At 69.7% G+C, this 14287-nt stretch carries 11 protein-coding genes; 8 read left to right on the forward strand and 3 right to left on the reverse strand.

Translation table 11 applies throughout. From position 1 onward, the window contains the following. Positions 1 to 37 precede the first annotated feature (37 nt). From dtd to DVS28_RS11070, 8 genes are all read left to right on the forward strand, one after another. A complete protein-coding gene (dtd, locus tag DVS28_RS11035) occupies positions 38 to 475 on the forward strand; it encodes a D-aminoacyl-tRNA deacylase (protein WP_114591494.1) in 438 nt (145 codons plus the stop codon). Between the two features lie 59 nt (positions 476 to 534). Then, positions 535 to 2136, forward strand: coding sequence for a sensor histidine kinase (locus tag DVS28_RS11040; protein ID WP_114591495.1), 1602 nt, complete (start codon positions 535 to 537; stop codon positions 2134 to 2136). Positions 2137 to 2294: 158 nt separating this feature from the next. Next, complete coding sequence (locus DVS28_RS11045) at positions 2295 to 3713, forward strand: ammonium transporter (RefSeq protein WP_245973596.1); 1419 nt, start codon at positions 2295 to 2297, stop codon at positions 3711 to 3713. Positions 3714 to 3895: 182 nt separating this feature from the next. Continuing rightward, positions 3896 to 5221: a glutamine synthetase family protein gene (locus DVS28_RS11050; RefSeq protein WP_114591497.1), complete on the forward strand. Its 1326-nt coding sequence runs from the start codon at positions 3896 to 3898 to the stop codon at positions 5219 to 5221. 4 nt (positions 5222 to 5225) lie between these two features. After that, complete coding sequence (locus DVS28_RS11055) at positions 5226 to 8123, forward strand: bifunctional [glutamine synthetase] adenylyltransferase/[glutamine synthetase]-adenylyl-L-tyrosine phosphorylase (RefSeq protein WP_114591498.1); 2898 nt, start codon at positions 5226 to 5228, stop codon at positions 8121 to 8123. Between the two features lie 65 nt (positions 8124 to 8188). Further along, positions 8189 to 8521 carry a VOC family protein gene (locus DVS28_RS11060; RefSeq protein ID WP_114591499.1) on the forward strand — a complete coding sequence of 111 codons (333 nt, stop codon included), beginning with the start codon at positions 8189 to 8191 and terminating at the stop codon, positions 8519 to 8521. Then, positions 8518 to 8979, forward strand: coding sequence for an ATP-dependent zinc protease family protein (locus tag DVS28_RS11065; RefSeq protein ID WP_216826555.1), 462 nt, complete (start codon positions 8518 to 8520; stop codon positions 8977 to 8979). Before DVS28_RS11060 ends, DVS28_RS11065 begins: the two co-directional genes overlap by 4 nt. Before the next feature lie 52 nt (positions 8980 to 9031). Then, positions 9032 to 11569: a trypsin-like serine protease gene (locus DVS28_RS11070; protein WP_114591500.1), complete on the forward strand. Its 2538-nt coding sequence runs from the start codon at positions 9032 to 9034 to the stop codon at positions 11567 to 11569. 157 nt (positions 11570 to 11726) lie between these two features. Here DVS28_RS11070 and DVS28_RS11075 read toward each other — a convergent pair whose 3' ends face one another. The 3 genes from DVS28_RS11075 to glnII all read right to left on the reverse strand — a co-directional run bounded on the left by DVS28_RS11075 (position 11727) and on the right by glnII (position 14194). Further along, complete coding sequence (locus DVS28_RS11075; RefSeq protein ID WP_164710397.1) at positions 11727 to 12320, reverse strand: cell wall-binding repeat-containing protein; 594 nt, start codon at positions 12318 to 12320, stop codon at positions 11727 to 11729. A 114-nt stretch (positions 12321 to 12434) separates the two neighbouring features. Then, entirely contained in the window at positions 12435 to 13082 is a 648-nt protein-coding gene (locus DVS28_RS11080) for an MOSC domain-containing protein (RefSeq protein ID WP_114591502.1), read from the reverse strand. A gap of 95 nt (positions 13083 to 13177) precedes the next feature. After that, positions 13178 to 14194, reverse strand: coding sequence for a glutamine synthetase GlnII (gene glnII / locus DVS28_RS11085; RefSeq protein ID WP_114591503.1), 1017 nt, complete (start codon positions 14192 to 14194; stop codon positions 13178 to 13180). Positions 14195 to 14287: the final 93 nt, after the last annotated feature.

Below are 14287 nucleotides of genomic sequence, written 5' to 3' on the forward strand. Positions count from 1 at the left end.
GCGCCCCGCCGGCGACTGCACCCTACCCTGTCGCCCCATGAGAGTCGTGCTCCAGCGAGTTCGTTCAGCCGCCGTTTCCGTTGACGGGGCGGTGACCGGTCGGATCGATCACGGACTGATGGCGCTCGTGGGCGTCGGCCAGCGTTCCACCGCCGCCGATGCCGAGTGGTTGGCCGCCAAGACCCAGGACCTGCGCGTCTTCCCCGACGAGGACGGCAGGATGAACCGGTCGGTGCGCGACGTCGGTGGCGGCGTCCTCGCGATCAGCCAGTTCACCCTCTACGGCGATGCCCGCAAGGGTCGGCGGCCATCGTTCGTTGCCGCTGCAGCCCCCGACCGGGGCGAGGCGCTCTACGAGGCCTACTGCGATGCCCTCGAGGTGCCGGTCGGCAGGGGCGTGTTCGGTGCGGACATGGCGATCGACATGGTGTGCGACGGACCGGTGACCATCCTGCTGGACCACGGCGAGGACTAGTGAGAAGGTGTGCGGTCCCGGTGGTTGTGTCGACCGGGTCCTTGCACGATGAAGAGGGCATGATCGCGATCGCGGCGAAGGTGGCGAACCTGTTCTCGAGCACGCGCAGCGTGCGTGGGGTCAGGCTTGCCCTTGCCCTTGTCGCCGTGGGCGTCCTCACGCTGCTGCTCGTCCTGTTGATGCGGGACGAGGCGGGCCGTCGTGCCCGTGCCGATGCGGTGCTCGACGGCATGGCGCAGGACGCGGGCATGGTGCTGGATGCGTGGTGGGACAACCACCTCGTCCTTCAGCGTGCCGCTGGATTCGGGCTGGGCAGCGACGACGCGGCGGCGTTCCAGACGGCCTGGGACTTCTCCCACGTGCAGTTCGCCCTCCTGCTCGACGGCGACGGACGCGTGCTGGCGACCTATCCCGAGCGTCCCGACCTGGCCGTCGGCGACGACCTCTCGGGATCCTTTCCCCACATCGACGCCGTGCTCGCCGGGGCCGGCAGCGCCTTCTGGGCCAGCGGTGACTCCGTGACCGACTCGGGCACCGTCGTCGCCAGCGCCGTGTCCACCGGCCTGTCCGGCGGAGTGGTGTCGGCCGCGATCGACCCCAGGGCCACCGCGCTGCCCGACCTGCTCGCCGCGACGGTGGCGGAGGTGCCCTCGGCGCGTGTCTCCGTCGTCGAACCCGTCACCGGCGTCACGGTGATCTCGCCGCGACGCAGCACCGACGGGCTGGTCGCCCGCACGGCCCGAGCCGTCGAGGGCGGGTTCGAGGTGACGGTGGCCGTGCCGCAGGCGGACCTCGCCGACCTCGTCGGTGGCACCACCAACCCGATCGCACGAGTGGTGGTGTCGACCATCGCGCTGCTCTTCGGGTTCGCCATCTGGCGGTTGCCGCGACGGGTCGCGGGCGAACGTCGCACCGACGCCAGCACGCGGGCGCTGTTGGAGACACAGGCGGCGCTGGAACGGTCACGCGAGGAGCTGCGGCTGTTCTCCTACCGTGTTGCCCACGACCTCGTCGGTCCCCTGACCGGCATCAAGGGCCTGGCGCAGATGCTGGCCGAGGGACGTGTGCGTGACGACGACGTCCCCGTGGTCACGGCGCGACTCGCGAACTCTGCCGAGGCGGCCGTCGGCATGGTCCACGGCCTGCTGGGCAGCGCCGAACGCCTCGGCGGCGAGACCCGGTCACGTGTGGAGCTCGTCGAGCTGCACGACTGGGTGCAGCGCATGGTCGCCACGGAGCTCGCCCAGACGGGCGGTTCGGTAGACCTCGACACGGAGGCGGACGTGCTGTCGCTGCCGGAGCAGACCGTGCGCACGGTCCTCCTCAACCTCGTCGTGAACGCCCTGAAGTACCGACGACCGAACGTGCCGCCACGGGTGACCATCGGCGTGCGGGCGGTCCCCGACGACGACACGGTGGAGTTCACGGTCCGCGACAACGGGATCGGGGTCGAGCCGGCCGAGCTGTCCCGCATGTTCGACCGCGGTGAGCGACTGCAGGCCGACGACCGCACCGACGGCCACGGATCCGGCCTCGCGGAGTGTCGTCGGCTGCTGACCGTCCTCGGCGGGCGCATCGTTGCCGACAACGCCGACGGCAACGGGCTGGTCGTGACCTTCACCGTCCCTGTCGACGTGACGACGTCCAGTTCGGCTCGCTGAGGGCCGTTCGAGGCTTTACACGCAAGAAACATTGAAGCAATCCGAGCGGAACGGCTGCTCCTTACGTTTCCTCCCACAGTACGAATCCCATAGCCGTTGAGGATTCGTCACCCCCCCAGGAGGTAACGGTTTTGCGACTCAAGCTCATGGCCACTCTGATGGCCGCCATGTCCGCGTTGTTGGTCCTTGCGGGGCCAGCGGCCGCGCAGGACGTGGCCACCGTCGAGGACGTGGCACTCGTCCAGTTCAACCTCGACGTCGTGTTCTTCATGCTGGCAGCCGGCCTCGTCTTCTGGATGCAGGCGGGCTTCAGCATGCTCGAGACGGGCATGACCCGTTCCAAGAACGCCGCCAACATCATGATGAAGAACATGGCTGACGCCTGCTTCGGCATCATCGCCTACTTCCTGCTCGGCTTCGGCCTGATGTACGGCGCGTCGGCCGGTGGCTTCATCGGCACCGACACGTTCGCCCTCTCTGCAGGCAGCTACTCCGAGCTCGGCCTGTACGGCGGAGACTCCTTCCTCGCCGCCGACTTCATCTTCCAGGCCGTGTTCGCCGCGACCGCCGCGACGATCGTGTCCGGTGCCGTCGCCGGCCGCATGAAGTTCTCCGGCTACCTCATCGTCACGCTGCTGATGACCACGCTGATCTACCCGATCGTTGGTCACTGGAAGTGGGGCGGCGGCTGGCTGGACTCCCTCGGCTTCTACGACTTCGCCGGTTCCACCCTGGTGCACATGACCGGTGGTGTGGCCGCCCTCGTGATCGCCGGCATCCTCGGCCCGCGCATCGGCAAGTTCGCCAAGGACGGCAAGCCCCGCGCCATCCCCGGCCACTCCATGCCGCTGGCCACCCTGGGCATGTTCGCCCTCTTCTGGGGCTGGTTCGGCTTCAACGGCGGGTCGGTCCTGGCCGCTGACGGTTCCCTCGTCGGCCCGGTCCTGCTGACCACGACCCTCGCCGGCTGCGCCGGTGGTGGGACCGCGATGGTCTACACCTGGCTGCGCTACGGCAAGCCCGACATCGGCATGACGATCAACGGCGTGCTGGCCGGCCTCGTCGGCATCACCGCCGGTGCGGACCAGGTCGGCGCGATCGCCGCCCTCGTCATCGGTGTCATCGCTGGTGTGCTGGTCGCCCTGGCCGTCCCCGCCGTCGACCGCCTCGGCATCGACGACGCCGTCGGCGCCTTCTCCGTCCACGGTGTCAACGGCGCCTGGGGCACCCTGGCGGTCGGCATCTGGGCCAACACCGGCGAGGAGGGCCTCACGGGCCTCTGGCACGGTGGTGGCGCCGGCCTGCTGGTCGACCAGCTGATCGGTGTGGTCGCGGTGTCTGCCTTCGTGGCGGTCTGCGCAGCAGCCCTGGCGTTCGCCCTCAAGGCGACCAACCTCCTGCGGGTCTCCGAGGCCGAGGAGATCGAGGGCCTCGACATCCACGAGCACGGCATGTACGGCTATCCCGAAGCCGCCCTCGGCGCCTCGGCCTACCCCGGTGGTCCAGTCACCGCACCGACCGGCGAGGTCGCCGTCAGCCTGCCGGCTGCCGACGCCCGCTCCGAGGAACCGGTCTAGGCACCGACCGGGTCGGACGCCTCCGCCCGTTCGCACGACGTCGCGAGCCGCACCTCCTCGGAGGTGCGGCTCGTGGTCGTTCACGACCCCGACGACCCCGCAGGGGGTGTCCTGAACCCCCCGTTCGTGCCCTCCGTGGCGAAGCGAGGTGATCGGGGCACTCGTCATCTAGGATCACGCCCATGGATCGGCAGCAGCAGTACGTTCTCCGCACCGTCGACGAGCGCGACATCGGCTTCGTCCGGCTGTGGTTCACCGACGTGCTCGGGAGCCTCAAGTCGGTTGCCGTCACGGAGTCCGAGGTCGAGGGCGCCTTCGCGGAGGGCATCGGCTTCGACGGCAGCGCCGTCGACGGCTTCGCGCGCGTCCAGGAGTCCGACATGCTGGCGCGTCCGGACGCCTCGACCTTCCAGGTCCTGCCGTGGAAGGAGGGCTCGCCGGGCGTGGCGCGCATGTTCTGCGACATCCACCGTCCCGAGGGCGAACCCTTCGCGGCCGACCCGCGGCAGGTCCTGAAGCGCAACCTGTCCAAGGCCTCCCAGATGGGCTTCACGTTCTACGTGCACCCCGAGATGGAGTTCTTCCTGTTCAAGGGGGCCGACGACCCGACGCCGCTGGACCGTGGTGGCTACTTCGACCTGACGCCCAACGAGATCCAGTCCGACTTCCGCCGGCAGGCCATCACCATGCTGGAGAAGATGGGGATCTCGGTGGAGTACTCCCACCACGAGGTCGCGCCGTCACAGCACGAGATCGACCTGCGGTATGCCGACGCCCTGACGATGGCCGACAACATCATGACGTACCGCCACGTCATCAAGCAGACCGCGATGCGCCTGGGTGTCCACGCGTCGTTCATGCCCAAGCCGTTGACTGGCGAGTGGGGCAGTGCCATGCACACCCACCTGTCGCTGTTCGACGGGGACTCCAACGCCTTCTACGACCCCGACGACCCCTACCGGCTGTCCGACACCGCCAAGCACTTCACGGCCGGCCTGCTGCGCCATGCGCGGGAGATCACCGCGGTGACCTGCCAGTGGGTCAACTCCTACAAGCGGCTGGTGCCCGGCTACGAGGCGCCGGTGTTCATCTCGTGGGGACGCCACAACCGGTCCAGCCTGATCCGCATCCCCCAGTACAAGCCGACCAAGGCCGCGTCGACGCGCGTGGAGTACCGGGCCCCCGACCCCGCCTGCAACCCCTACCTGGCCTTCTCGGTCCTGCTGGCCGCTGGCCTCAAGGGCATCGAGGAGGGGTACGAGCTGCCACCGGAGGCCGAGGACAACATCTACGAGATGACCGAGGCCGAACGCCGGGCCGCGGGTATCACGTCGCTCCCGGCCTCCCTCGACCAGGCACTCAGCGTGATGGAGGAGTCCGAGCTGGTCGCCGAGGCACTCGGAGAACACGTCTTCGACTACTTCCTGCGCAACAAGTGGCAGGAGTGGGAGGAGTACCGCTCACAGGTGACGCCCTTCGAGCTCGAGCGGTACCTGCCGACGCTGTGACCCCGTGAGCATCGAGCTCGGTCCAGCCGCGAACGCGGACTGGGCGGTCCGCACGCTGGAACGCATCCGCGAGCTGTCGCGGGAAACGTTCGTCCGCCTGGAACACGATCCGGACCTGGCGAGGACGGTCGTGGTGGTCACGGGGGCCTCCGAAGCGCTGGGCGACCAGATCGTGGGCCACATGGCCCTGCTCGACGTCCTGGTCGACGTCGACGACCCGTGGTCGGCGGACGTGGTGGCCGCCCGCGCCCGGGATGCCGTTGCCGCCGGGCTGGCGGACGGGGGCGACGATGCCGATGCGCGAGCGGCCGAGGCGATGGCCGGCATGCAACGCGAGGGCCTGCTGCGCATCGCCGCGCGGGACATGCTCGGTCTGGCCGACACCCCGCAGATCGCCGAGGAGCTTGCCGACCTGGCCGACGGCCTGATCGTCTGCGCGCACGGGGTGGCCGCCGAGGGCGCGGCAGGCACCGACGCCGAGCTGGCGGTGCTGGCGATGGGCAAGCTGGGCGGCGAGGAGCTGAACTACGTCTCCGACGTCGACGTGCTGTTCGTGCACCGCGGCGACACCCCGACGGCCGAGCGCATGGCCAAGCGTGTCCTGCACCTGCTCGGCACGCACACGCCACGCGGGGCGGTCTACGAGATGGACGCCAACCTGCGGCCCGAGGGTCGCAACGGTCCGATCACCCGCACCATCGAGAGCTACCGGGCCTACTACGAACGCTGGGCCAAGACCTGGGAGTTCCAGAGCCTGCTCAAGATGCGGCCGGTGGCCGGTCCGCCCGACCTCGGCGCGGACTTCGAGCAGCTGGTCGCGCCGTTCCTGTGGCCCGACTCCCTCGGCGCAGAGGCCGTGGAGGAGATCCAGCAGATGAAGCGCCGGGTCGAGACGTCCCGGCCGGTGACGCGCGACGGCAGCCGGCAGCTGAAGCTCGCGCCCGGTGGCCTGCGGGACATCGAGTTCGCCACCCAGCTGCTGCAGCTCGTCCACGGCCCGGCCGATCCGTCGTTGCGGCTGCGCGGCACCGTCCCGGCGCTGGCGGCGCTGGCGAAGGGCGGCTACGTCGACGACGGCGACGCCGCGTTGTTCACCGATGCCTACCTCTTCCTGCGGACCGTCGAACATCGGTTGCAGCTGCGTCAGCTCCGCCGCACCCACACCATCCCCGACGATCCCGGCGACCTGCAGCGGGTCGCCCGCACCATGGGGTTCCGCGACCTGCCCGCCCGTTCTGCGGCCGAGGAGTTCTCCAAGGAGCTGGCCCGTGTGCGCACGGGCGTACGGCGCTTGCACGAGCAGCTGTTCTACCGTCCGCTGCTCTCGACGCTGGCGTCCTACGGCGTCGAGGAGCGCGTGGTTGCGGCCGGCCGATTCGACAAGGATGCGGCAGCCGCCCGGCTGGCGGCGCTGTCGTTCTCCTCGCCGGGCCAGGCCCTTCGCCACCTCGAGGCCATGGTGCAGGGCGGGGGGCGGACCGCGAGGCAGCTGCGGGTCGTGCTGCCGACCATGTTGCAGGCCCTGTCGGACCAGCCGGACCCGGACGGTGGCCTGGCGGCCCTCCGCAGCCTGACCGACCAGCTCAAGGACAACCCCCGGTTCGTGCGGACCATCCGGGACAACCCGCCGGCGGCCCGGCTGCTGGCCAAGGTGCTCGGCGCCAGCCCGCGCCTGGGGGAGTGGCTCGGCCGGCAGCCGGAGGTGCTGCAGCTGCTGGACGACGAGGAGGTGCTCGCGCGGCCACACACCCGAGACGACGTGATGGGCGGGGTCGAGGGACTGCTCAAGCGCGGCGGCGGTCGGGTCAGCCGCGAGGCGTTGCGGCGCCTGAAGCGACGAGAGGCCCTGCGCACGGCCATGCGCGACGTCAACGGGGCGGCCGACGTTCCCGAGATCGGTCGCGAGCTGACGTGGCTCGGCGAAGGCCTGCTGTACGCGGCGCTGTCCACCATCACCCCCGACGAGGTGCGGATCGCCGTGATCGGCATGGGTCGCTTCGGCGCCGGTGAGCTGGCCCACTCCTCCGACCTCGACGTGATCGTCGTGCACGACGGGCCGACCCCTGTCGCCGAACACGCGATGGAGGAGGTGCTGGAGTTCCTGTCCGCCGTAACCCCCGAGGGCTCGGCGTTCCGCGTCGACCCGGACCTGCGACCCGAGGGACGTCGCGGGCCGCTGACCCGGACGCTGGAGTCCTACGCCGCCTACTACGAGCGCTGGGGGCAGGACTGGGAGCTGCAGGCGCTGACGCAGGCACGCCCCGTCGCGGGCGACGCCGAGCTGGGTCAGGCCTTCATGGACCTGATCACGCCGCTGGTGTATCCCGACCCCATGCCGACCGAGCGGCTCGTCGCCATCCGCACCATGAAGGCACGGGTCGAACGCGAACGTGCGGGACGCAAGGGCGTGCAGCCGTCGCGTCGGACCCCACGGCGTCGCGCCGCAACCCTTCGCCGTGACCAGGTCGAGATCCGTGCCCGTGATGCAAGCCAACGACGGTCGTTGCCCAACGCCTCGTCCTCCGACGACCTCAAGCTCGGTCCCGGCGGCCTGAGCGACGTGGAGTGGACGGTGCAGCTGCTCAGCATGCGCCACGGTGGCGCCGACCCGCTGGTCCGGGGGCCGGGCACGCTGGCCGGCCTGGAGCGGCTTGCCGCTGCGGGGATCCTCGCACCCGAGGAAGCGGCATGGCTGCGCAACGGCTGGCTGCTGCTGTCGCGGCTGCGCAACGGGCTGTACCTGATCAAGGTTCGCGACACCTCCACCCTGCCGCAGAACCCCGAGGTGCTGCAGAAGCTCGCGGCCCTGATGCACTACCGCTCGGCACAGGCCCTCACCGAGGACGTCGACCGTGCCCGCCGCCGGATCCGCAAGGTCTTCGATCGTCGCTTCTTCGACTGATGCGGCGCCGGCGTGGTGGGGCGCTGCCATGCGTCGGCCGTCGCCGGGGATAAGGTGACCCGACCGTGATCGCCGAAATCATCATCATCGTGGGCAGCCTCGACGAGGCCGTGACCTTCTACACCGAGACCGTCGGCCTGGACTACCTGCGACGGGTCCGGGTGGACGACGCGACGGTCGTGATGCTCGGGGCCGGCGGTACCCGCGTGTCGTTGCTGGAGGGGCCCACACCGAGCGTGCGGGTGGTGTTCACCTCCGACGACATCGGCGTGGACCATCGTCGCCTCGTCCGTCGGGGGACACCGATGCCGATCGAACCGACGCGTGCAAGGGGCGGCACCGTGCTGCCGTTCACCGATCCGTGGGGCAACGCCCTGGCCTTCTGGGAGACCTCGTGAGCATCGAACACACCGGCCGCCTGACCAGCGGACTCGTCATCGGATGGCGGGAGTGGGTCCGCCTTCCGGACCTCGACATCGTGGTCAAGGCGAAGGTCGACACCGGGGCGCGGACCTCTGCGATCCATGCCACCGACATCGAGCGCCACGACGACGTCATGCACTTCACGGTGCATCCCCACCAGCGCGATGACGACGACGAGGTCCGGGTGACCGCCCCGCTGGTGGACGTCCGTGAGGTGCGCTCCTCCTCCGGTGCCACGAGTGAACGCTTCGTCGTCCGGACGCCGGTCACGCTGCACCGTCGGCGCTGGCTGATCGAGCTGACGCTGGCCAGCCGGGACGACATGGGGTTCCGCATGCTGCTCGGTCGGACCGCCGTGCGCGGACGGTTCCTCGTCGACCCCGGTGTGTCCTACCTCGCAGGTGACGGCAACCGCCCGGACAGGGAAATGTGACGGATCGAGGTCGCAGTCGTCACGCTTCGGGCGAGGAGACTATCGTGCTCGCATGCGACGTCTGCCAAGCCTGGTCCTCACCGCACTGCTGGTCATGCCGCTGCTACCGACCGTGCCCGCCGTGGCGCAGGAATTCCACATCATCAACGGTCGGCCGGCGGATCCGGGGGAGTATCCGGCCATGGCCGCGTTGGTCATCAGGGATCAGGAGTTCCAGTTCTGCGGCGGCACGCTGGTGGACGCCGAGTGGATCCTGACGGCGGCCCACTGCTTCTACGACAGCCGGACCGGCGGGTCCCAGATCCCGCCGGGTGAGCTGGAGATCGTCATCAACGCCACCAACTGGCGAACCGACAACTCCGCAGGGGTCGAACGGTTGGGGGTCGACCAGATCGCCATCCACCCCGACTACGACGAGTTCCTGACCGTCAACGACATCGCGTTGCTGCACCTGAGCACCCCGTCGGCGACACCCCCGGCAGCCGTGGTCACCGGCGGGCAGGGAGCCCTGTACGCCCCGGGTCGGACGGCGTGGGTGACGGGCTACGGGACGACCACCCCGTTCGGCGAGAACCCCTCCGACGTCCTGCTCGAGGTCGACGTGCCGCTCGTGGACGACCAGTCGTGTGCGCAGGGGTACCCCGATCTGGTCTTCGACCGTCACACGTGCGCCGGTGATCCCGGGACCGAGGAGGCGCCGGGCAACGACACCTGTCAGGGCGACTCCGGTGGGCCGATGTGGACCGACGAGAACGGTGTCCTGACCCTCATCGGCATCACGTCCTTCGGTGGCCTGTGCGGCGTGCAGGACCCCGGCGTGTACACCGAGCTGATCACCTACCTCAGCTGGGTCAGCGGCACGATCGACGGGTCCATTCCGATCAACACCCCGACCGACCCCACCACCCCCGAGCTGCCCGGCGGTGCATCGGCCCCGATCGACCGGATCACCTTCGACGGATCCGCGACGTCCGACGCGGTGCTGCAGGCCGTGGCGATCTCGCGCGCCACGTTCCGCGACGACGACGCCTCCTTCGGCGTGATCGCCACGTCCGCACGCTTCCCGGATGCGCTCGGCGGCTCGTCGCTGGCCTACGGGCTGGGACCGTTGTTGTTCACCAACCCCGACGGCAGCCTCGCGCCGGAGACCGCAACCGAGCTCCAGCGGGCCGTGATCGCCGGCAGCGAGATCTTCGTCCTCGGCGGAACCGCGGTGGTTCCCGACTCCACGCTCGAGGCCATCCGTCAGCTCGGCTTCACCGTCACCCGCCTGGCCGGCGCCGGGCGGGAACAGACCGCGGTCGCCGTCGGCAACCTCGTCGTCGACCTGTTCGACGGGGCGCTGCCCAACGACACCGCCATCGTTGCAACCGGCGGCAACTGGCCCGACGCGGTGACCGTCGGCCAGATCGGGTCCCGGTGGGGCATGCCGATCCTGCTGACGCCCGCTGATGTCCTCAACGGCGACACGGGCGCGTTCCTGTCACAGCACCGCCCGTCCACGGTCCTCGTCGCCGGCGGCACGGCCGTCATCTCCGACGCGGTCGTCGCCGAGATCGAGGCCATCACGGGACCGGGGAGCGTCGTGCGGCTGGCCGGCTCCACCCGGCACGGCACGGCCGCCGCCGTCACCGACTACAACATCCGTGAGTACTACGGCTCGGTGCAGCCGCCCTACGTCGTCGCCGTCAACCTCCGCCGTGAGCCCGACGGCTTCGCCCATGTCCTGGCATCGTCGATGCTGACCGGCGCCTTCGGTGGCGTCATGGCCACCGTCGAGGGCGACACCGGAGTCGACGTGCCGACGGAGGTGCTCGACTCCATCTGTGGCCTCGACGGCCAGGTGCTCGTCGCCGGCGGCACCGACCTGGTGTCGGACCCGGCCGCGAACCTCGTCCAGGCGGCGTCCGGCGGCGCCGGCTGCAACGCCGTCCGACAGCTCCGGCTCGGCGACGTCACCTTCTCCTCGATCACCGGGGCGCTCCCGTCGCGGCTGTACGAGTTCGAGGGAACGGCCGGCACGACCATCCGGATCAGGATGGACGCCCTGGGTGACCCGGCCACGGCCGTGGATCCGATCCTGTCGTTGCGGGACGCCAGCGGCCAGATCGCCTTCAACGACGACGACGGTGACGAACCGGGGGTCAACTCCTTCATCGAGGCGACCCTGCCGGCCGACGGCACGTACACGATCGAGGCCAGCAGCTTCGGGGGCAGCACGGGCGACTTCATCCTGAGCCTGGACCCCATGCCCGAGTTCGAGGCCTTCGGCAGCCTGTCCGCGGGTGAGCGAGAGGTCTACTACCCCATCACCGCGCCGCCCGGCACACGCATCGTGGTGACGCAGCGGGCCCTCGACGGGTTCATCGATCCGCTGCTGCTGGCGGTCGAGGGTGACGAGACCAACGTGTTCGACGGCGAGATCGTCGGCTTCAGCGACGACGGGGGAGGGTTCCCCAACGCGCGCATGGACTTCCGGATGCCCGCGAGTGGACAGGTGACCCTGGTTGCAGGGGTGTACGACGAGTTCTTCGGACCCTACTCGCTGGCCGTCTTCAGTCCGACGGGCCAGGCCATCGGGTTCGGATAGGTCACAGGCGGATGAGGGGCAGGGGCCGGGTTCGCGGGGAACCCGGCCCCCGCGACGTCCTGGACCAGCGCCACACGCGTGACCGCCTGACCGGTCCCATCGCTGACAACGACGAACGAGCCGCCCGGATGGGCGGCTCGTTCGGTCTGCGGACTGACTACGGGGTCGGGTCAGTCGGGGTCTCGCTCGGCGAGGGGCTCTCGCTGGGCGTCGGCTGGTCCGTCGTGGTCGGGATCGGGATGGGCAGTCCGGTCTCGGTCTCCGTCGGCTGCGGGTCGGTCTCGGTCTCGGTGGGGACCGGCTCGGACTCCGTCTCCGTGCCGTCGCCGGCGCTGGCGGCGACCGCGGCGTCCTGGAGGACCTGGTCACAGACGGCGTCCTCGCCGCCGAGGGCGATGACCTCGGTCGGGGCCAGACGGCTGATCTCGTCGGAGATCACGGTCGGGAGCTCGTCACACTGGGGGACGAGCAGGACCGGTCCACCGGTCAGGGGTGCAGCGGACAGGGCATCCGGGAACTCGTCGGCACGGGCCAGGAAGACCGTGTCGGAGCCGTTGGGGAACTGGTACTCGCTGATCTCGACCGACGTCTCGAAGCGGGTCTCACCACCGAGGCGCTCGGTGCTCACCTCGCCGTCCGGGAACGGAAGTGGCTGCGAGCTGGCGGTGGTTGCGCCGAACGCCCAGCCGGACACGGCCAGGAGCAGGGCGACCAGGCCGCCGATCAGGAGGGGCCTCTTGGACTGCGTCATCACGTACGCCTTTCTGGAAGAAGAAAAGGGGACGTGTATCGGATATCCGCTTGACGAGGACTGAAACGCGGCCATCCGGTCCTGCGGTGCGCCAACGGTCTCGTGGACGACGCGTCAGGTCGTCGCGGGTGTCCAGAAGGCCCGGGAGCGGTCGTCGATGGGGGAGTCGAGCGCACGCCGGATCATCGCCGGGTCAGGCGAGGGGGCATGGTGCAGGTCCCACATCTGCAGGCCGGTGAGGTTGGCCGATGGTGCCGGTGTGGCGGTCAGGCGCTGGCCTGCTTCGAGCCGGCCGGGGGCGATCACACGGAGATACCAGCCGGGACGCCGCTCGGCGGTGAACCGCTTGACCCACCCTCGTGCGGCGTCGGGACCGACGAGCTCCCCCATGCGGGCCGCGAACGTCACGCAGGGGATCCGCGGAGCGCTCACCTCGAGCACGACCCCCTCGACATCGAACCGATCGCCGACCCGGATCGGGTCGTGGGGCCACCGATCCACCGTGACGTTCTCGCCGAACGCCCCGTTGGGCAGCTCGGTGTCGAGCTGTGCTTCGAAGACCTCGTAGTCGCTGCGCGCGTAGGCGTACACCGCCTGACCCGGCCCGCCGTGGTGCTGGGTGGCCACGATGTCGTCCCCCTCCACTCCCTCGTGCTGGACGGTGATGGACGGCACGGGCTGCTTGTCGATGCCCGTGTGGATCGTCGTCCGCCCGCTCGTCACGTCGCGGGCGCGGCCGGTCTGCACCGAGATGATCTGCATGTCGCCACGCTATCGGGTCGGTCGTCTGGGGTGGAACGACACGACCCCCTCCGCCGGGGCGGAGGGGGTCGCGGTCGAGTCCTGGACCTGCGGTCCTACAGCTTGGCCAGCGCGGAGCAGACCGTTTCGGTCATCAGGGCGGTGATGACGTAGGGGTCGGCGTTGGCGTTGGGCCGACGGTCCTCGATGTAGCCCTTCTTGTCCTGCTCGACCTGCCAGGGGATGCGGACCGACGCACCGCGGTCGGACACGCCGTAGCTGTACTGGTCGTAGCGCTGGGTCTCGTGGGCGCCGGTCAGGCGCTCCTCGATGCCGACGCCGTATCCGGCCAGGTGCTTGGCCGGCACGCCGTCCTCGCCCAGGGCGTCGCACGCGGCGATGATCGGGTCGTAGCCCTCGCGCATCGCGTTGGTGGAGAAGTTGGTGTGCATGCCGGCGCCGTTCCAGTCACCCTTCATCGGCTTGGCCGCCAGCGACATCTCGACGTTGTACTTCTCGCCCAGGCGGAACAGCAGGTAGCGGGCGATCCACAGGTGATCGGCAACCGTCAGCGTGTCGGCCGGGCCGATCTGGAACTCCCACTGGCCGGGCATGACCTCGGCGTTGGTTCCGGCGATCATCAGGCCGGCTTCGATGCACAGGGTCGTGTGCTCCTCGACGATGTCGCGACCGTGGATCTTGGCCGCACCGACACCGCAGTAGTAGGGGCCCTGCGGTTCGGGGAACCCGTTCGCCGGGAAGCCGGCGGGCCAGCCGTTGAGGTCCAGCATCGTGTACTCCTGCTCGAGGCCGAACAGGGGCTCCTGGTCCTTGTACTTCTCGTAGACCTCGCGGGCCTTGGCACGCGTGTTGGTCGGGTGCGACGACCGGTCCTTGGTCAGGGCCGTCTCGCACATGACCAGGATGTTGTCACCACCACGGATGGGGTCGGGGCAGCTGAAGACGGGCTCCAGGACGACATCGGAGTTGTCGCCGCTGGCCTGGTTGGTCGACGAACCGTCGAACCCCCAGATCCCGGGCTCGGCGCCGTCGGCGAGGATCTTGGTCTTCGAGCGGATCTCGGCGGTGGGTTCCGTCCCGTCGATCCAGAGGTATTCAGCACGGTAAGGCATGGATGGCTCCAGTCAGTTCACGATTGGACACGTGGACGACAGCGTCATGGCCTCCTGTTTCATACATGTTTCGTTGACAGGTCCGGTCCGCTA

Source organism: Euzebya pacifica, from assembly GCF_003344865.1.
GTDB classification, from domain to species: Bacteria; Actinomycetota; Nitriliruptoria; order Euzebyales; family Euzebyaceae; genus Euzebya; species Euzebya pacifica.